The organism is Kocuria sp. CPCC 205258, from assembly GCF_040981005.1.
Classification (GTDB): Bacteria; Actinomycetota; Actinomycetes; order Actinomycetales; family Micrococcaceae; genus Kocuria; species Kocuria rosea.
This window is the reverse complement of sequence record NZ_JAVKPS010000001.1, coordinates 540,783-558,311: the sequence shown is the minus strand read 5'-3', so window position 1 is coordinate 558,311 and position 17,529 is coordinate 540,783. Positions and strand designations below refer to the sequence as shown.

Below are 17,529 nucleotides of genomic sequence, written 5' to 3'. Positions count from 1 at the left end.
ACCGCCACCGCCCCTGCCACCACCCGCACACTTCGAGGAACTCCTGACCATGCGCCCTGACCCTGACACGGCCCACTCGGCCACGACCCACTCGGCCACCGTGATGCCCGCCGAGTGGGACCCCCACGAGCGGACCTGGATGGCCTTCCCGACCCCCAACGACACCTTCGGCCCCACCGGCAGCGAGACCCTCGCCCGCGCGCGACGCGCCTGGGCGACCGTGGCGCGGACGATCGCCCGCCACGAGCCCGTCACCGTGGTGGCGGCTCCCGCCGACGCGGACGTCGCCCGCACCGCGCTGGGGGACCGGGTCGACGTGGTCGCGGCCCCGCTCGACGACGCCTGGCTGCGCGACTCCGGTCCCACCTTCGCCCACGACCCCGACGGGGAGGTGGTCGCCGTGGACTGGGTGTTCAACGGCTGGGGCGCCCAGGAGTGGGCCTCCTGGGGCCACGACCGGCACCTGGGCCGCTTCGTCGCCGCCCAGGCCGGTGCGGACGTGCGGCTCAGCACCCTCGTGAACGAGGGAGGCGGGTTCCACGTCGACGGGGAGGGCACCGTCCTGCTCACCGAGACCGTGCAGCTGGATCCCGGTCGCAACCCCGGGGCCACCAAGGAGCAGGTGGAGGCCGAGATCCACGCCCGCCTGGGCACCACCCGGGCCATCTGGCTGCCCCGGGGACTCACCCGGGACTACGACGCGTTCGGCACCCGCGGCCACGTGGACATCGTCGCAGCCTTCGCCGGGCCGGGCACCGTCCTGGTGCACCGCCAGGACGACCCGGCCCACCCCGACTTCGAGGTGAGCCGGCAGCTCCGCGCGGTGCTGGAGGCGGCCACCGACGCCCACGGGCGTCGGCTGCGCGTCGTCGACGTCCCCGCGCCCACCGTGCTCGACGTCGGTGACGGGTTCGTCGACTACTCCTACATCAACCACTACGTGGCCAACGGCGTGGTCGTGCTGTGCGCCTTCGACGACCCGCACGACGCCGTCGCCGCTGGGATCCTCGCCCAGGCCTACCCCGGCCGGGCCGTCGAACTGGTCGACGCCCGCGACATCTTCGCCTTCGGCGGCGGCATCCACTGCATCACCCAGCAGCAGCCGGCCGCCCACCGGCCCGCCACGGACGAGGAGGGTCACCGATGAACGCGTTCGGCAGCGACCTGGACAGCCGGCCCGACCACCGGCCTGACAGTGCGCCCCACACCGTGGCCGGCACCGGCAACGGGTTCGACGTCGTCGAGGCGGACATCGCCGGGCTGCGCGCCGCGCTGGAGACCGGCCGGACGACCAGCGAGGAGCTGGTCACCGCCTACCTGGCCCGCATCGCCGCCTATGACCGGAGCGGGCCGGGCCTGAACGCCGTGGTCGTGGACAACCCCGAGGCCCTGGCCGAGGCCCGCGCCTCCGACGCGCGCCGGGCCCGCGGAGCGGTGCTGGGACCGCTGGACGGGATCCCCTACACCGCCAAGGACAGCTACCGGGTCCGGGGGCTCACCGTGGCGGCCGGCTCACCGGCGTTCGAGCACCTCGTAGCCCAGCAGGACGCGTTCACGATCGGCCGGCTGCGCGCGGCCGGCGCGGTGCTGCTCGGCCTGACCAACATGCCTCCGCTGGCCAACGGCGGCATGCAGCGCGGACTCTACGGACGGGCCGAGAGCCCCTACAACGGTGCCTACCTCACAGCGGCCTTCGCCTCCGGCTCGTCCAACGGCTCCGGTACCGCCACGGCCGCCAGCTTCGCGACGTTCGGGCTGGCCGAGGAGACCTGGTCCTCGGGCCGGGCCCCGGCCTCCAACAACGCCCTGTGCGCCTACACCCCCTCCCGCGGAGTGATCTCGGTGCGCGGGAACTGGCCGCTGGTGCCCACGATGGACGTCGTGGTCCCGCACACCCGCACCGTGGCCGACCTGCTCGAGGTCCTCGACGTGGTCGTCGCCGACGACCCCGAGACCCGCGGCGACTTCTGGCGGGTCCAGCCCTGGATCAAGATCCCGCCCGCCTCGGCCGTGCGCCCGGGCTCCTACCCGGCCCTCGCGGTGCCCGACGCCGCCGCGGCCGCCGGCGTCCTGGCAGGCACCCGGCTGGGGGTGCCGCGGATGTACGTCAACGCCGATCCCGAGGCCGGCACTGCCGAGCACCCCGGCATCGGCGGGCCGACCGGGCGGCGGATCGAGACCCGCCCCTCCGTCATCGCGCTGTGGGAGGCCGCCCGCCGAGACCTCGAGGCCGCCGGCGCCGAGGTGGTCGAGGTCGACTTCCCCGTCGTGTCCAACTACGAGGGCGACCGGCCCGGCGCGCCCACCATCGCGACCCGCGGACTGGTGAGCCCGGCGTACCTGCACCGGGAGATCGTGGACCTCTCGGCCTGGGCTTGGCACGACTTCCTCGACGCCAACGGCGACCCCGGCCTGCACCGGCTCGCCGACGTGGAGGAATCCCTCGTCTTCCCGCACCCGGCGGGTGCCCTGCCCGACCGCTACGACGGGTTCGACGACGACATCGCCGACTACCCGGGCTTCGTGCGCGAGCACGGCGTCCCCGTCCTGACCGAGATCCCCTACCTGGCGGAGGGACTGCGCGGGCTGGAGGAGACCCGCCGCACCGACCTGGAGCGGTGGATGGACGAGCTGGATCTCGACGCCGTGGTCTTCCCCGCCGTCGCGGATGTGGGGCCCGCCGACGCCGACGTGAACCCGGTGTCCGCGGATCTCGCCTGGCGCAACGGCGTGTGGGTCGCCAACGGCAACCTCGTGCCCCGGCACCTCGGCATCCCCACGGTCACCGTGCCGATGGGCTCGATGTCCGACACCGGGATGCCGGTCGGTCTGACGATCGCCGGGCGGGCCTGGGACGACACCGCGCTCCTGCGCCTCGCCGCGGCCTTCGAGGCCACCGGCTCGCGCCGCGCCGTTCCGCCGCGCACGCCGTCGTTGCCCGGCTGACCCGTCCCGGTCCGGGCCGCCCCAGGCCGCGAGAGTGCACGTGTCGGGGGCAGAGGCGGGTCACCAGATGTTGACGCGCTCCTCCGGGGGCAGCCACAGGCCGTCGCCGGGGTGGGTGCCGAAGGTGTCGTGGAACGCGAACATGTTCTGCACCGCCCGGTTGCAGCGGAACTCGTCCGGGGCGTGCGGGTCGGTGGCCAGCCGGTTGACCAGCTCCTGCTCCCGGGCGGTCGAGCGCCACAGCGCCGCGTAGGCGTAGAAGAAGCGCTCCGCGCCGGTCAGGCCGTCGAGCACCGGCGCGCTGTCCTGGTCCAGGCCCTGCTCGGCCAGGGACATCCGGTAGGCCACCAGAGCGATCTCCAGCCCACCCAGGTCCCCGATGTTCTCGCCCACCGTGAAGGCCCCGCTGACGCGGTGCCGGGCCGGGTCCAGCCCGCGCGGCGTGCAGCCGTCGTACTGGGCGACGAGCGCGGCGGTGCGCCGGGCGAACTCCGCCCGGTCCTCGTCCGTCCACCAGTTCTCCAGGTGGCCCAGGGCGTCGTACTTGGCGCCCTGGTCGTCGAAGCCGTGGCCGATCTCGTGGCCGATCACGGAGCCGATCGCGCCGTAGCACACGGCGTCGTCGGCCTCGATGTCGAAGAACGGCGGCTGCAGGATCCCGGCGGGGAAGACCACCTCGTTGAGCACGGGGTGGAAGTAGGCGTTGACCCAGTGGGGGTAGAGGAACCACTCGCCGCGGTCCACGGGGGTGCCCATCTTCCCGACGGTGCGGTCGTGCTCCAGCGCCAGCCCCGCCCGGACGTTGCCGAGCAGGTCCTCGGGGTCCGGCTCCAGGGAGGAGTAGTCCCGCCAGGTCTCCGGGTAGCCGACCTTGACCGTGAACGTGGACAGCTTCTCCAGGGCGCGGGCCCGGGTGGCCTCCGACATCCACTCGAGCCGCGAGATCCGCTCCCGGTACGCGGCGAGCAGGTGCGCCACGAGCTGCTCCACCCGGGCCTTGTGCGCCGGCGGGAACCAGCGGGCCACGTACTCGCGCGCCACGTCGTCGCCGAGGATCCGGGTGACCAGGAACTCGGCCCGCTTCCAGCGCTCGCGGGGGCGGGTGATCCCGGACAGGGCGGTGCTGTAGAAGCGGAAGTTCTCCTCGACGAACGGCCGGGGCAGGAACGGGGCGCGCTTGGACACGATCCGCCACGACTGCCAGATCCGGATCTGCTCCTCGGACCACTCCTGCCACAGCCGGCCCAGCTGCGCCACGAAGGAGGGCTGGCGCACGATGACCCGGTCGAAGATCCCCGCGCCGCGCCCCGGGGCGGTGCCCTCGAGCCACGCCGTCCACGGGAAGCCGGGCGCCATGGTCTCCAGACCGGCCACGTCCACGGGGTTGTACATCTCCTCGACGTCCCGTGCGGAGACGGTGTCCCAGTGGGCGGCGGCGAGCTGCGTCTCCATGGCGAGCACGGTCGCCGCGGCGTCCCCGGCGGGCACGCCCCAGCGGACCGGCAGGCCCGCGAGCTCGAGCATCGCCGCGACGTGGGCGGTGAACGCCGTGCGCAGCCGCTCGTGCTGCGGGTCCGTGTAGTAGCTGTCCGTGGGCAGGGACAGCCCGTCCTGGCGCAGGAAGAAGGAGTAGCGGGAGGAGTCCCGGGAGTCGTTCTCCACGAAGAAGGACAGCGGCCCGTCCACGCCGGTGCGGTGCAGGGCGGCCGAGGCGCGGGCGAGTCCCTCCCGGCCCCGGGCGGCGTCGAGCACCGCGAGGTCCGGGGCGAGGGCGGCCAGGCCGCGGCGCTCGATCTGCGCCTCGTCGAGGAAGGACCGGTACAGCGACCCCACCCGCGACCCGGCGGGCGCCTGCTGCACGATCTCGTGCACCCGCTGCGTGTTCCGGTCGGTGAGGATCGCGGAGGCGCCGTCGAACGCGCGGTCGTCCGGCAGCTCGTGCGCCTCGATCCAGCCGCCGTTGACGTGGCGGTACAGGTCGTCCTGCGGTCGGACGCCGGGATGGACGTGCTGCAGCTCGAGGCCGGAGTCGGTGGTCACGGGAGCTTCCCCTGTCGTCGTGGCGGGGCGGAGGGCGCGGGGGCGTCCGCCCGGCTCCAGCCTGCGGACGACGGCGCCGCGGCCCGCTTCGCGCGGGCCACGGCGTCCGTGCCGCTCGTCACCCCCGTGGACCGGGGGCGACGACGGGTCAGCTCGCGGCCGGCTCCGGGCTCGCGGACCCTGCCGCCTCGTCGGCGCCCAGCCACTCGGCCTCGAGCTCCTGGAGGGAGCCGTCCTCCTGCATGGCCGCCAGCGTCTCGTTGACCTGGTCCAGCAGGGCCGTGTTGCCGGTCTTGACGGCCAGGCCCAGCTGCTCCCCGGTCTCGATCTCCTCGACCAGCTGCAGCTCGGGATTGTCCTCGATCGCGGGGCCGGTCACGGAGATGTTGCCGAGCGCGGCCTCGACGTCGTCGGTGTTGAGCCCCTGGATCATCAGCGAGGAGGTCTCGTACTGGACCACGTCCGCCCCGTTGTCCTGGGCGTAGGCCTCTCCGGTGGTGGCCTGCTGCACGCCGATGCGCTTGCCCGCGATGTCCGCCACGGAGCGGATGTCCGAGCCGGGCGCGACCAGGAGGGCGAGGTTGTCGTCGAGGTACGGCTCGGAGAAGTCCATCACCGACTCGCGCTCCTCGGTGATCGTCATGCCGGACGCGGCGAGGTCGCACTGGTCGGTGTCCAGCGCGGAGCCCGTCTCGATGGCCTCGAAGGGCGTGGTGATGACGTTCGACTCCACACCGAGGTCCTGTGCGATCCGGTCGACCAGGTCGATGTCGAAGCCCACGGTCTCGCCGTTCTCGACGTACTCGAACGGGGCGTAGGGGATGTCCGAGCAGACCGTGAGGGTGCCGGAGCTGATCAGGCTCAGCTCGCCCTCGCCGGCGGCCTCCTCGCCCCCTCCGGTGCTCGTGCACGCGCTCAGGGCCAGCGCGGAGACGGCCAGCACGGACAGGGTCGCTGCCCCGTGGAACCTGCTCTTCATGGATCTGTCCTTCCCTCGGGAGGTGGCGGGCCGCCGCCGGCTGCACGGCGTCGTGCCCGGTGCGCGGCCCGCCGGTGAATGTGCCTCAGTGTAGGTGTTCGCGCGTTGCCGGGATGTTGCACACCACTGGTCGGTAGTCAATTCATTGTCCCCACTCCGGGCGACACCTCCGGGGCGGCGCGCCCGGGCCGCCGCGGCGGAGCCGTCCGGCGTCGGCCGTGCTCGGCGGATTCGGCACAATGGCCCCATGACCCGCACCGAGGACCAGCGCCGCAGCGACCGGGGCGCGCGATGACCGCGCCGCAGGCCCCCGCGAGCGTGCGCGTGGACGTGTGGCTGTGGGCGGTGCGCGTGTTCAAGACCCGCTCCGCCGCCACGGCCGCGTGCCGTGCCGGCCACGTGAAGATCGACGGCACCTCGGTCAAGGCCGCCCAGCCGGTGCGGCCCGGCCAGCGGGTGACCGTGCGCCGTCCCGGTCACGAACAGGTCCTGGAGGTGGTGCAGCTGCTGACCAAGCGCGTCGGGGCGCCGGTCGCCGCGAAGGCCTACGTCGACCACAGCCCGCCCCCGCCCCCGGCGCTGCACGCCGCGGTCCCGCGGCGGGACCGGGGCACCGGGCGGCCCACCAAGAAGGACCGCCGGGAGATGGACCGCCTCCGGGGGCTGTGACGGCGCCCGCGCGGCGTTCCGTGCGCGCTCCCAGGAAGGCGCAGAATAATCCGCACTGCACGTGTGCCGTGGGTCACCCCGCCGTCCGGCGGTCCGCCCCGCGGCCGGAACCCGAGGAGTTCGACCCATGGCACTGCTGGACACATCGGTGTGGACCGGAAAGATCTACGTCAACGGATGGCGCGACGGCCGCGGCGGCACCGAGGACGTCACGAACCCGTCGACGGACGAGACGCTGGGGCAGATCGGCTTCGCCTCCCCCGAGGACGTGTACGAGGCGGCCGAGAAGGCCGCGGCGGCCCAGAAGGAGTGGGCGGCGCTGAAGCCCTCCGAGCGCGCCGCGGTGCTGCGCCGCGCCGGCCTGCTGTTCGAGGAGCACGCCGAGGAGGTCATGGACTGGGTGGTCCGGGAGACCGGGGCGATCCAGCCCAAGGCCGGGCTGGAGGCCTCGGTCGCGGCCGCGGAGTGCTACGAGTCCTCCGCGCTGCCGAGCCACCCGCACGGGGAGTACCTGCCCTCCGACGCCCCGCACTGGTCGCTGTCCCGCCGGGTGCCGGTCGGGGTGGTCTCCGTGATCTCGCCGTTCAACTTCCCGCTGATCCTCTCGATCCGCTCCGTGGCCCCCGCCCTGGCCCTGGGCAACGCGGTGCTGCTCAAGCCGGACCCCCGCACCTCGGTCACCGGCGGCGCGCTCATCATGCGCGTCTTCGAGGAGGCCGGGCTGCCGCCCGGCGTCCTGCAGCTGCTGCCCGGCGGTGGTGACGTCGGGGCCGCCACGGTCGAGGCCCCGCACGTGAACGTCGTGTCCTTCACCGGGTCCACGGCAGCCGGCCGGCACGTGGGCGCCGCGGCGGCGCAGCACCTCAAGCGCGCCCACCTCGAGCTGGGCGGCAACAACGTGGTCATCGTCCTGCCCGGCGCGGACGTGGACCTGGCCGCGGGGGTCGGGGCGATGGGCTCCTTCTTCCACCAGGGCCAGATCTGCATGACCACCGGGCGCCACCTGGTGCACGAGGACCTGCACGACGAGTACGTGGACAAGCTCGCGGCGAAGGCGGAGGCCCTGGTGGTCGGGGACCCCTCCGGCGGACCCGTGCACCTCGGCCCGATCATCGACGAGCGCCAGCTCAAGGCCATCGACGCGATCGTGCAGGAGACCGCCATCGCCGGCGCCCGGGTGGTGGCCGGGGGGTCCCACGAGGGCCTGTTCTACCGGCCCACGGTGCTCTCCGAGCTGACCCACGAGATGACGGCCTGGAAGGACGAGATCTTCGGGCCGGTGGCGCCCGTGATGAAGGTGTCCAGCGCGGAGGAGGCGGTGGAGTTCGCCAACGCCTCCGAGTACGGGCTCTCGGTGTCCATCGTCGGGGATGTCGGCGAGGCCATGAAGATCGCCGACAGGATCCGCTCCGGCAAGATCCATATCAACGAGATGACGGTCGCCGACGAGGCCAACGCCCCCTTCGGCGGCATGGGCGCCTCCGGCACCGGCTCCCGGTTCGGCGGGCCGACCGCCAACATCGACGCGTTCACCGAGACGCAGTGGATCACGATCAGCCCGGACGTCCCGCACTACCCCTTCTGAGCACCGCCGCTCCCGGGCCGCGTCCCGTCCGGGGGTGCGCCGCGGGGGCGGGAGGTCGTCGGTAGCCTGGACCGGTGACGACGACCTCCCGCCCCCGCGGCCTCAACCGGCAGATCCTGGCCCTGGCCGTCCCCGCCTTCGGGGCGCTCGTGGCCGAGCCGCTGTTCCTGCTGGCGGACTCCGCGATCGTCGGCCACCTCGGTACTCCCCAGCTCGCCGGCGTGGGCGTGGCCGCGGCCGTCCTGCAGACGGTCGTGGGGCTCATGGTCTTCCTCGCCTACAGCACCACCCCTGCGGTGGCCCGGCACCTCGGGGCGGGCCGGCTCCAGGAGGCCGTGGCGGTGGGCCGGGACGGGCTGTGGGTGGCCGCGGGGTTCGGCCTGCTCCTGTCCGCGGCGGGCTGGGCGCTGGGCCGGCTGCTGCTGGCGCTGATGGGCGCGCGCGGCGAGGTCCTGGAGCACGCCGTCGTCTACCTGCACTGGTCCCTGCCCGGACTGACCGCCATGCTCCTGGTGCTCGCGGCCACCGGTGTGCTCCGCGGCCTCCAGGACACCAGGACCCCGCTGCTCATCGCCGGGGTCGGGGCCGCGGCCAACGCGGGGCTCAACCTCCTGCTCGTGCACGGGGCGGGCCTGGGGGTGGCCGGCGCGGCGATCGGCACGAGCGCCGTGCAGTGGGCCATGGCGCTGGCGTACCTGTGGATCCTCCGCCGGCTCTCCCGCGAGCACGGCGTGGGGCCCGCGACCACGTGGCCCCGGCTGCGCTCGCACCTCACGGTGGGCTCCTGGCTCATGCTTCGCACCGTCTCCCTGCGGGTCGCGATCCTCGCGACCGTCCTGGTGGTCACGGGACAGGGCGCCCAGAACCTCGCCGCGCACCAGCTCGTGATGACGTTCTTCAACTTCCTGGCCTACGCCCTCGACGCCCTCGCCATCGCGGCGCAGGCGCTGCTGGGCCGGGACATGGGGGCGCGGGACGTGACCGACCCCGTGCAGCGGCGGGCGGTCCGGGCCCTCATGAACCGGCTGGTCCTGTGGGGGCTCGGCTTCGGCGTGGTCACGGGCCTCCTGGTGGCCCTGGTCGGCACCCGGCTGGGGTTCCTGCTCAGCCCCGATCCCGCGGTGCAGGCCCTGTTCGCCGCGGCCCTGCTGGTGGTGGCGGTCGGCCAGCCGCTGGCCGCGTACGTCTTCGTCCTGGACGGGGTGCTCATCGGGGCCGGGGACGCCCGCTACCTGGCGGTGGCCGGGGTGCTCAACCTCGCGGTCTACGCCCCGCTGCTGCTGCTCGTGGCGCACTCCGCCGGGACGGGGACCGGAGGGTTCGTGTGGCTGTGGACCGCCTACGCCGGCGGCTACCTGGGGGCCCGGGCCCTGACCCTGGGGCTGCGGGCCCGCGGCGACTCCTGGCTGCTCCGGAACGCACGGTAACAACCCGGATCGCACCCGGTGTTGTGGGGTGGATCACCTACGATGCAGACATGAACAGTGATCCTCGCGCAGAGAACCAGCCCACCGCCGACTCCGGGCACAACGTCGTGCTCGTCGGCATCGACGGATCCGACCAGGCCCGCCACGCGCTCGAGCGCGCCCTCGAGGAGGCCCGCGCCCAGGACCTGACCGTGCGCCTGCTCGGCGCCTACCCGGTCATCGGGGTCGGGGACCCCGGCCTCGAGATGCGCTTCACCGAGGCCGTGATGAAGGAGAACGCCGGCCACCTGGCCGAGGCCCGGCAGACCGTGGAGCAGGCGGGACTGCCCGTCGAGGTCGTGGAGGCGGGCGGGGACGCCGCCAAGGCCGTCGTGGAGCAGTCGGGCGAGGCCGCGCTCGTGGTCATGGGCAAGCGCGGCCGCGGCGGCGCGCTGCGCGGCCGGCTGGGTTCGGTGTCCGCGGCGGTCGCCGCGCACGCGAAGTGCCCGGTGATCATCGTCCCCGAGGCCGCCGAGAGCCGGAGCCCCGAACGGCACCCCGAGCGGCGCGGCGGCAGCGCGGGCGACTTCGCGCTCGAGGCCGACGGGCCGGTCAAGGCCGACCAGATCGACTTCACCGGCCGGGTGGTCGTGGGCCTGGACGCCCTCGGCTCCCGCAGCCCGGCGCTGGGCAAGGCCGTGGCCTACGCCCAGGAGCACGGCAAGGCCCTCGCGCTGGTCTCCGTGAACGGGGCCCTGTCCGGCACGCCCTCCTGGTTCCAGGACGAGTTCAACCAGGCCCGGTACTTCCACGAGGCGGACCAGAAGCTCACCCAGATCTCCGAAGAGATCGCCGCGCAGCACCCCGAGCTGACGGTCGAGCACCACATCTTCGTGGGCCGACCCGCCCGCATCCTGATGAACGCCACGCACTCCGCGGACATGGTCGTGGTGGGCTCCCGCGGCATCGGCGGCTTCCGGGGGCTGCTGCTCGGCTCGGTCTCCCAGGCGGTGCTGGAGAACGCCACCGGCCCGGTCATGGTGGTGCCCGCGCACCGCCCCTGAGCACCCCACCCCCACGGCGAGACCAGGAGGCGGCACCCCATGCCGGAACAGATCGTCGTCGGCTACGACGGCTCCGAGAACAGCGAACGGGCCCTGGACTGGGCGATCCAGGAGGCCGGCACCCTCGCCGGCGAGCTCAGGGTGGTGGTCTCCATGGGCCGGCCCGTCGCCGTGGACCCCAGTCTCTACGGGCCGTTCCTGGAGGCGATCGAGGAGGAGGCGGACAAGGTCGCCGCCGCCGCCGTCACCCGGGCCCGGGACGCCGGCGTCACCGCGGTCGCAGTCGTCGAGCGCGGTGACGCAGCCGGGGTGCTGGTGCACGAGTCGGAGGACGCCGCGTCCCTGGTGCTCGGCCGCCGGGGCCGGCGCGGGGTGCGCGGCCGCCTCGGATCGGTCACGGCCGCGGCGGCGGCGCACGCGAAGTGCCCCGTGATCGTCCTCCCGGACCGCTGGGACCCGCGGGCACGGGACGCCCGCGGGGCGACCGGCCCCTTCGCGGGCCGCGTGGTGGTCGGCGTGGACCGGCTCGGCCGGGACAACCCGGCCGTCCTGGCGGCCGGGCGGTACGCCGCACGGCACGGCGCGGGCCTGGCGCTGGTCACCGTGGTGCCGGAGGCCATGAGCATGCCGACGGGTTCCGCGGACCTGGACCGGGCCGTGCGCGAGCAGCTCACCGAGCCCGCCCAGTCCCTCGTGGACCAGGTGGCGGAGTCGGTCCGGGAGGACCACCCGGAGCTGGACGTCGAGACGTTCGTCTTCTCCGGCCAGCCGGCGGACCAGCTCGTGGAGGCCGGGCGGTCGGCGGAGCTCGTGGTGGTCGGCAGCCGCGGCTACGGCGGGTTCCGCGGGCTGCTCATGGGCTCCGTCTCCCAGGCCGTGCTGCAGGAGGGCGAGGGCCCCGTGATGGTGGTCCCGACCCGCCGGAAGAGCTGACCCGTCCGTCCGCAGGAGGAGCCTCCGGCCGTCCAGGACCGGGGGCTCCGCCTGCGGGCGGATCCGCCGAGCGGTGCCGGCGGGCCATCCTGGGGACGAGCCCGCGGAGCGCCCGCGGACGGACGGGAGCACACCGTGGACCGCAGAGCACTCGCCGCGACCGCCCTGGCCCTCGCCGCGCTCACCGGGTGCGCGGGCGGGACGGCGGACCCGGTGGAGGTCCCCGCCCGGCCGGCCGGGTCCAACGTCCTGGACTCCGCCGGCGTCCTGACGGACGCGCAGGAGCAGGAGCTCGACGCCCTGATCGAGGACCGCGGCGCCGGCACGGACGCCGCACGCGTCGCCGTGCTCACGGTGGAGGAGGCGACCGGGTCGATCGAGGACTACGCCCGCGAGGTCGCCACCGCCTGGGAGGTGGGAGACGCCGGGGCGGACAACGGCGTGCTCGTGGTCGCCGCCACCGGGGACCGGGAGCTGCGGATCGAGACCGCGGACGGGGTGCGCGAGCGGTTCTCGGACGACGAGGCGGAACGCGTGGTGGAGGACGTGCTGGCGCCGGCCTTCGCGGACGAGCGCTACGCGCAGGGCCTCGGCGAGGCCGTCGAGCAGATCCACGTCTACGCGCGGGGCGGGGAGCCGCCGCAGGAGCCCTTCGACTGGGCCCTGCTCGGCTGGGTCGCGGGCGGCTTCGGCCTGGTCGGCGTGCTGGTGGCGTGGTGGCTCGCCGCGGACCTCCGCCGCCGGCGCCGGATCGCCGACGAGGAGCTGCGGGCGGCCCGGCAGCGCGACCCGGAGCTGCGGCTCACCGAGGAGCAGCGCGCGGCGTACCGGACGTACCGCTACCACCACCGCAAGCCGGACGCCGTCACGAACCCGGCCGTGTGGCTCCCGCTCTACCTGGCCAACCCGGGGCTGTACTCCGGCGGCTCGGACGGAGGCACGAGCGGTGACGGGCAGGGCGGCTCCTCGTTCGGCGGGGGCGGCGGCTTCACCGGCGGCGGGGCGTCCGGCAGCTACTGAGCCGCCCCGCACGGGGCGGGGCGGCTCAGGCGGGGAGGCCGCGCCGGGCGGCCACGAGGGAGAGCAGGTGCCGGTGCACCGTGGTCTCCCCGGTCAGCTCGGGGTGGAACGAGATGCCGACGACGGCGCCGCTCGCCACCGCGACCACCTCGCCCCGGTGCCGGGCGAGGACCTCGACGCCCTCGCCGACGCGGGTCACCGCGGGGGCGCGGATGAAGGCCGCGCGCACCACGTCCCCGCCGCGGCCCCACGCGAGCACGACCTCCTCGGAGGCCGTCTGGGGTCCGAACGCGTTGCGGGCCACGGTGACGTCCAGGACCCCGAGGGTCTGCTGGCCGGGGGCGGGGTCCTCGATGCCGGACGCGAGCAGGATCAGGCCGGCGCACGTGCCCAGCGTGGGCAGGCCGCCGAGCACGGCGTCCCGCAGCGACTCCCGCAACCCGAACAGGCGCAGCAGCCGGTCCACGGTGGAGGACTCCCCGCCGGGCAGGACGATCGCGTCCAGCCCGGCGAGCTGCTCGGCCGTCTTCACGAGCACGGGCTCGGCGCCCAGCTCCCGCAGCATCGCAGCGTGCTCGGCGACCCCGCCCTGGAGGGCGAGGACGCCCACGCGAGGCGCGGAACTCACCAGCCGCGCTCCGCGAGCCGGTGCGGGGCCGGGAGGTCGCCCACGTTGATGCCGACCATCGCCTCGCCGAGTCCGCGGGAGGCCTCGGCGATCTTCTCGGGGTCGTCGAAGTAGGCGGTGGCCTTCACGATGGCCTGCGCCCGGGCCGCGGGGTTGCCGGACTTGAAGATCCCGGAGCCCACGAACACGCCGTCGGCGCCGAGCTGCATCATCATGGCGGCGTCCGCGGGGGTGGCCACGCCGCCGGCGGTGAACAGCACGACCGGCAGCTTCCCGGTGCGGGCGACCTCGAGGACGATGTCGTAGGAGGCCGCGAGCTCCTTCGCCTTCACGTAGAGGGCGTCGGGGGAGATCCGGTAGAGGGCCTGCAGCTCGGCGATCTGCCCGCGGATGGTGCGGATGTGCTTGGTGGCCTCGGAGACGTCGCCCGTGCCGGCCTCGCCCTTGGAGCGGATCATCGCGGCGCCCTCGGCGAGCCGGCGCAGGGCCTCGCCCAGATTGGTGGCCCCGCACACGAACGGGACGGTGAAGCGCTGCTTGTCGATGTGGTTGACGTAGTCGGCGGGGGAGAGGACCTCGGACTCGTCGATGTAGTCGACCTTCAGGTGCTCGAGCACCTGCGCCTCCACGAAGTGGCCGATGCGCACCTTCGCCATGACGGGGATGGAGACGGCGGCCTGGATGCCCTCGACCAGGTCGGGGTCGGACATGCGGGCCACGCCGCCCTGCGCGCGGATGTCGGCCGGCACGCGCTCGAGGGCCATCACGGCCACGGCGCCGGCGTCCTCGGCGATGCGGGCCTGCTCGGCGGTGACGACGTCCATGATGACGCCGCCCTTGAGCATGTCGGCGAGGCCGCGCTTGACGAGCGGGGAGCCGGTCAGCGGGGTCGCGTCCGAGGCGGTGGGGCGGGTGGTGCCGCCGGCGGGGTTCTGGGCATGGGCGGTCTGCAGATCGGTCATGGAGTCCATCCTGCGGCCGGAAGTGGTCCACCGACAGGTCCACCATCGATAGAATCTGTTGGACCACAGGAATTCCGAGGGATGAGGAGCGGACCGTGCGGCACCCCCACGACGTCGAGCTGCCCGTGCGCGTGGACCGGGCCGATCCCGCGCCGCTGCCCGCCCAGCTCGTCCAGCAGCTGCGGGAGCTGGTGGTCTCCGGGACCCTGCGCCCGGGGGACGCGCTGCCCTCCACGCGCGGGCTCGCCGCCCGGCTGGGGATCTCGCGCGGCTCCGTGGTCACCGCCTACGACCAGCTCCACGGCGAGGGCTATCTGCACGCGACCAACGGCGCCACCGTGGTCCACCCCGACCTGGCCCGCTCCCGCACGGAGCCCCCGGCGGCCCGGCCCGGCCCCCGCCCGGGTCCGGCGCCGCGGCGCCGGACCCGGGAGCGGCCCATGATCGACCTCACGCCCGGCCGGCCCGACACCGGACGGCTGGCCACCCCGCAGTGGCGCGCCGCGTGGCGGGACGCCGCGGCCGCCGCCGGCACGGGGGCGCCCCCGCCCCAGGGCTCGGAGCCGCTGCGCGAGCAGATCGCCGAGCACCTGCGGCTGATGCGCGGCGTGGTCCGGGACCCCGAGGACCTCTTCGTCACGGCGGGCGCGCGGGACGGGCTCCAGCTGCTGCTCGCGGTGCTCGGCGGCCACGCGGGCCGCGGGCTGCGCGTCGCCGTCGAGGACCCCGGCTACCCCTCGCTGCGCCGGGTGCCGGAGCGGCTCGGCCACGAGGTGCTGCCGGTGCCGATCGACGACCAGGGCCTCGACCCCGCCCGGCTGCCGTCCGGGGCGTGGGCCGGCCCGGGGGAGTGGGAGATCGAGCGGCCCCCGGACGCCGTGATCGTCACCCCCAGCCACCAGTACCCCCTCGGGGCGTCGATGCCCGCCGCCCGCCGGCTCGAGCTGCTCGGCTGGGCGCGCGCCCACGACGCGCTGATCGTCGAGGACGACTACGACTCCGAGCTGCGCTACGTGGGCGAGCCGCTGCCCGCGCTGTCCTCCCTCGACCACGCCCCGGGCGCCGTCCCGGAGCCCCCCGCCCCCGGCCGGCTGCTCGGTGCCGGCGGCCACGTGGCCACGCTGGGCTCGTTCACCAAGGTCCTCGCGCCCGGGCTGGGGGTCGGCTACCTGCTGGCCCCGCCCGCCCTCCGGGAGGACCTGCTGCGGCTGCGCACGGACCTGGGCAACCCGGCCTCCGCAGTCGCCCAGGACGCCATGGCCCGCTTCCTGGCCGACGGCGGCCTGCGCCGGCACACCGCCCGGATGCGGCGGGAGTACCGGCGCCGGCGGGACCTGCTCACCGCTGCCCTCGCCGAGGTCCACGGGGTGCGGGCCGTGCCCATGGACGGGGGGCTGCACGCCGTCCTCGAGTTCACCGGGGAGGTGCCCCTGGCGGAGCAGGACGTCGTGGACCGGGCCGCGGCCGCGGGCGTGCGGGTGGCGGCGCTGGGCTCGTACTGGGCGCACGGCGCGGGGGGCGGCCGCCGCGGCGTCGTCGTCGGCTTCGGCGCCACCGGTGCGGCCCCGGAGGGGGACGCCCTGCCGGACGCCCTCGCGGTCCTGGCCCGGGTGCTCTCGGCGCCCGGCCCCGCACGCGGTCGCTAGACTGGCCGGTGCCCCGCGGGCCTCCCCGCCGGGGCCCTCCCGCGAGCACGCTCCGATGAAAGGCGCACCGTGAACCCCGACCCGAGCACCGGCATCCACCGCGACCTGTTCGCGCCCACGCTGCTGCGCGCGCTCGTGGCGCTGGTGTTCGGCGCCGTGACCGTGTTCTGGCAGGAGCCGACGCTGCCCGTGGTGGCCTGGGGCGTGGGGCTGTACCTCGTGCTCACGGGCGCGGCGAGCGTGCTCCTGCAGCTGCGCCTCAACGGCAACGACCACGTGGACCTGGGCCCCACCCGGCAGATCCCGCAGTCCTACGGCGTGCTGTACCTCCTGGGCGGGGTCTTCACGATCCTCGGCGCCGACACCCCCGCGTGGCTCGTGGTCTACGCGGCGTCCATCATGGGCCTGGCCGGGCTCACGGAGCTGGCGCTCGGGCTGAAGTTCCGCACGACCTTCCCGCTGGGCCGCGACTGGACCATCGCCGGGCTGGTCACGGTCCTCGCCGCCACCGGTCTCGTGCTCGTGGTGGACCTCGGCCCCAAGGCGCTCTTCGGGGTGGTGGGGGCCGCCGCGGTGGTCATCGGCGTCACCCACCTGCTGGCCGCCCTCACGCTCCGGCACGAGGACCGCCGGGGACGGGCCCCCGCCGGGACCGCGTAGACTGGGCTACCGCACGGCAGGCCCCGGCCCGCCGGGGACATCAGCTCACGAGGAGGACCAGTGGCACAGCGCAAGGGCTCGAGAGGCGGCTTCCGGGCCGACGTCAAGGGCCCCCTGATCCTGTCCGCCGTGCTCGCGGCGATCGCGTTCGTCGCCGTGGGCATCTTCGCCAGCGGCGGCACGGACAACGCCCTGCGCCTGGACCTCGCCTTCATCGCCGCGGGCATCGCGTTCATCGTGACGCTCGTGATCAGCGCCACGCTGATGATCGTCGAGAAGCCCAACGACCCCCACCTCGGCGCGGGCACGGGCGTCAACCGCTCCTCGGCCAAGCTCTACGCCGAGGCCCGGGCCCGGCGGCAGGCCGCCGCGCGGCCCCCCGGCGAGGCCGAGTTCGGCCAGCGCGTCCGGCCCGACACCGAGGGCGAGGACCTCCTCGGCCGCCGCCCCGCCGACGGCCCCGCCCCGGCGTCCGGCCCGGACGACGACGGCCCCGCCCCGCGCGCCTGAGCATCCCGCCCGCCTGAGGCCCCCGAACGAGCCGGACCCCGCTCGTTCGGGGGTCCCGCTCGTTCCGGGGCCCTGCGCGCTCCGCGCCCGCTCCCGGGAGGGACCCGCTCCGGTGGACAGCCCTGTCGCGTCCGGCCGGGCGCTGGGTAGATTGGGACGGCACCTGAGCAGCAGGGCCCGAACCCGCGCCCTGCTCGAGACCGGACGACGGGAACCAGCATGAGCCAGCAGCCGGAACCGCCCACCGAGGGCGACGAGGAGTTCGAGCGCAAGGTCCAGCAGCGGATGGCCGACCAGCAGGAGGACGGCGCCGACGAGGACCCCACGGACGTGGCCCAGGAGGACCACAAGTCCGAGGTGCCCGAGCTCGAGGAGAATGAGGAGAGCCCGGTCGACCCGGGCTCCGTCTGACCCCGGACCAGCGCCTTACACAACGCACGACGCCCCGGGAAGGGCCGAGGGTCCTTCCCGGGGCGTCGTC

The 17,529-nt window shown here is 74.8% G+C and carries 16 protein-coding genes; 12 read left to right on the top strand and 4 right to left on the bottom strand.

The annotated features are described in order from the left end of the window. Positions 1-49: 49 nt before the first annotated feature. Positions 50-1,147: an agmatine/peptidylarginine deiminase gene (locus RF644_RS02575; RefSeq protein WP_368795243.1), complete on the top strand. Its 1,098-nt coding sequence runs from the start codon at positions 50-52 to the stop codon at positions 1,145-1,147. Next, on the top strand, positions 1,144-2,946 hold the full coding sequence (locus tag RF644_RS02570) for an amidase (protein ID WP_368795241.1): 1,803 nt from the start codon (positions 1,144-1,146) through the stop codon (positions 2,944-2,946). Before RF644_RS02575 ends, RF644_RS02570 begins: the two co-directional genes overlap by 4 nt. Positions 2,947-3,006: 60 nt before the next feature. Here RF644_RS02570 and RF644_RS02565 read toward each other — a convergent pair whose 3' ends face one another. Next, a complete protein-coding gene (locus RF644_RS02565) occupies positions 3,007-4,986 on the bottom strand; it encodes a M13 family metallopeptidase (protein WP_368795240.1) in 1,980 nt (659 codons plus the stop codon). A 148-nt stretch (positions 4,987-5,134) separates the two neighbouring features. Beyond that, on the bottom strand, positions 5,135-5,965 hold the full coding sequence (locus RF644_RS02560; protein WP_368795239.1) for an ABC transporter substrate-binding protein: 831 nt from the start codon (positions 5,963-5,965) through the stop codon (positions 5,135-5,137). Positions 5,966-6,256: 291 nt separating this feature from the next. Between RF644_RS02560 and RF644_RS02555 the strand changes: the two genes are divergently transcribed. From RF644_RS02555 to RF644_RS02530, 6 genes are all read left to right on the top strand, one after another. Then, complete coding sequence (locus RF644_RS02555; RefSeq protein ID WP_109269219.1) at positions 6,257-6,634, top strand: RNA-binding S4 domain-containing protein; 378 nt, start codon at positions 6,257-6,259, stop codon at positions 6,632-6,634. 127 nt (positions 6,635-6,761) lie between these two features. After that, the gene (locus RF644_RS02550) at positions 6,762-8,219 is read left to right on the top strand and encodes a benzaldehyde dehydrogenase (protein ID WP_017832943.1); all 1,458 of its coding nucleotides are present in this window, start codon (positions 6,762-6,764) and stop codon (positions 8,217-8,219) included. Positions 8,220-8,293: 74 nt separating this feature from the next. Further along, entirely contained in the window at positions 8,294-9,646 is a 1,353-nt protein-coding gene (locus tag RF644_RS02545) for an MATE family efflux transporter (protein ID WP_368795238.1), read from the top strand. 50 nt (positions 9,647-9,696) lie between these two features. Further along, positions 9,697-10,689, top strand: a complete 993-nt coding sequence (locus RF644_RS02540) for a universal stress protein (RefSeq protein WP_368795237.1) — start codon at positions 9,697-9,699, stop codon at positions 10,687-10,689. Between the two features lie 39 nt (positions 10,690-10,728). Next, positions 10,729-11,622 (top strand): universal stress protein, encoded by an 894-nt coding sequence (locus RF644_RS02535; RefSeq protein ID WP_368795236.1) that lies wholly within the window; start codon positions 10,729-10,731, stop codon positions 11,620-11,622. A gap of 135 nt (positions 11,623-11,757) precedes the next feature. Next, positions 11,758-12,642, top strand: coding sequence for a YgcG family protein (locus RF644_RS02530; protein ID WP_368795235.1), 885 nt, complete (start codon positions 11,758-11,760; stop codon positions 12,640-12,642). A 25-nt stretch (positions 12,643-12,667) separates the two neighbouring features. On the opposite strand, the gene pdxT is transcribed toward RF644_RS02530, so the two are convergent. Continuing rightward, positions 12,668-13,270, bottom strand: a complete 603-nt coding sequence (gene pdxT, locus RF644_RS02525; RefSeq protein ID WP_368795234.1) for a pyridoxal 5'-phosphate synthase glutaminase subunit PdxT — start codon at positions 13,268-13,270, stop codon at positions 12,668-12,670. After that, the gene (pdxS, locus tag RF644_RS02520; protein WP_368795233.1) at positions 13,267-14,232 is read right to left on the bottom strand and encodes a pyridoxal 5'-phosphate synthase lyase subunit PdxS; all 966 of its coding nucleotides are present in this window, start codon (positions 14,230-14,232) and stop codon (positions 13,267-13,269) included. The genes pdxT and pdxS overlap by 4 nt, the downstream gene beginning before the upstream one ends. A gap of 95 nt (positions 14,233-14,327) precedes the next feature. Here pdxS and RF644_RS02515 point away from each other — a divergent pair, with 95 nt between their 5' ends. The 4 genes from RF644_RS02515 to RF644_RS02500 all read left to right on the top strand — a co-directional run bounded on the left by RF644_RS02515 (position 14,328) and on the right by RF644_RS02500 (position 17,459). Further along, the gene (locus tag RF644_RS02515; RefSeq protein ID WP_368795232.1) at positions 14,328-15,878 is read left to right on the top strand and encodes a PLP-dependent aminotransferase family protein; all 1,551 of its coding nucleotides are present in this window, start codon (positions 14,328-14,330) and stop codon (positions 15,876-15,878) included. Between the two features lie 69 nt (positions 15,879-15,947). Then, complete coding sequence (locus RF644_RS02510; RefSeq protein ID WP_368795231.1) at positions 15,948-16,538, top strand: DUF308 domain-containing protein; 591 nt, start codon at positions 15,948-15,950, stop codon at positions 16,536-16,538. Positions 16,539-16,598: 60 nt separating this feature from the next. Next, positions 16,599-17,048 carry a hypothetical protein gene (locus tag RF644_RS02505; protein ID WP_368795230.1) on the top strand — a complete coding sequence of 150 codons (450 nt, stop codon included), beginning with the start codon at positions 16,599-16,601 and terminating at the stop codon, positions 17,046-17,048. A 219-nt stretch (positions 17,049-17,267) separates the two neighbouring features. Then, positions 17,268-17,459, top strand: coding sequence for a hypothetical protein (locus RF644_RS02500; RefSeq protein WP_017832953.1), 192 nt, complete (start codon positions 17,268-17,270; stop codon positions 17,457-17,459). The last annotated feature ends 70 nt before the right edge of the window (positions 17,460-17,529 follow it).

What these genes read in the sequence shown, in the direction of transcription:
- RF644_RS02570 (WP_368795241.1), top strand. Translation starts at nt 1,144, where the DNA reads ATGAACGCGTTCGGCAGCGACCTGGACAGCCGGCCCGACCACCGGCCT.
- pdxS (WP_368795233.1), bottom strand. Translation starts at nt 14,232, where the DNA reads ATGACCGATCTGCAGACCGCCCATGCCCAGAACCCCGCCGGCGGCACC.
- RF644_RS02575 (WP_368795243.1), top strand. Translation starts at nt 50, where the DNA reads ATGCGCCCTGACCCTGACACGGCCCACTCGGCCACGACCCACTCGGCC.
- RF644_RS02540 (WP_368795237.1), top strand. Translation starts at nt 9,697, where the DNA reads ATGAACAGTGATCCTCGCGCAGAGAACCAGCCCACCGCCGACTCCGGG.
- RF644_RS02555 (WP_109269219.1), top strand. Translation starts at nt 6,257, where the DNA reads ATGACCGCGCCGCAGGCCCCCGCGAGCGTGCGCGTGGACGTGTGGCTG.
- RF644_RS02560 (WP_368795239.1), bottom strand. Translation starts at nt 5,965, where the DNA reads ATGAAGAGCAGGTTCCACGGGGCAGCGACCCTGTCCGTGCTGGCCGTC.
- RF644_RS02500 (WP_017832953.1), top strand. Translation starts at nt 17,268, where the DNA reads ATGAGCCAGCAGCCGGAACCGCCCACCGAGGGCGACGAGGAGTTCGAG.
- RF644_RS02535 (WP_368795236.1), top strand. Translation starts at nt 10,729, where the DNA reads ATGCCGGAACAGATCGTCGTCGGCTACGACGGCTCCGAGAACAGCGAA.
- RF644_RS02550 (WP_017832943.1), top strand. Translation starts at nt 6,762, where the DNA reads ATGGCACTGCTGGACACATCGGTGTGGACCGGAAAGATCTACGTCAAC.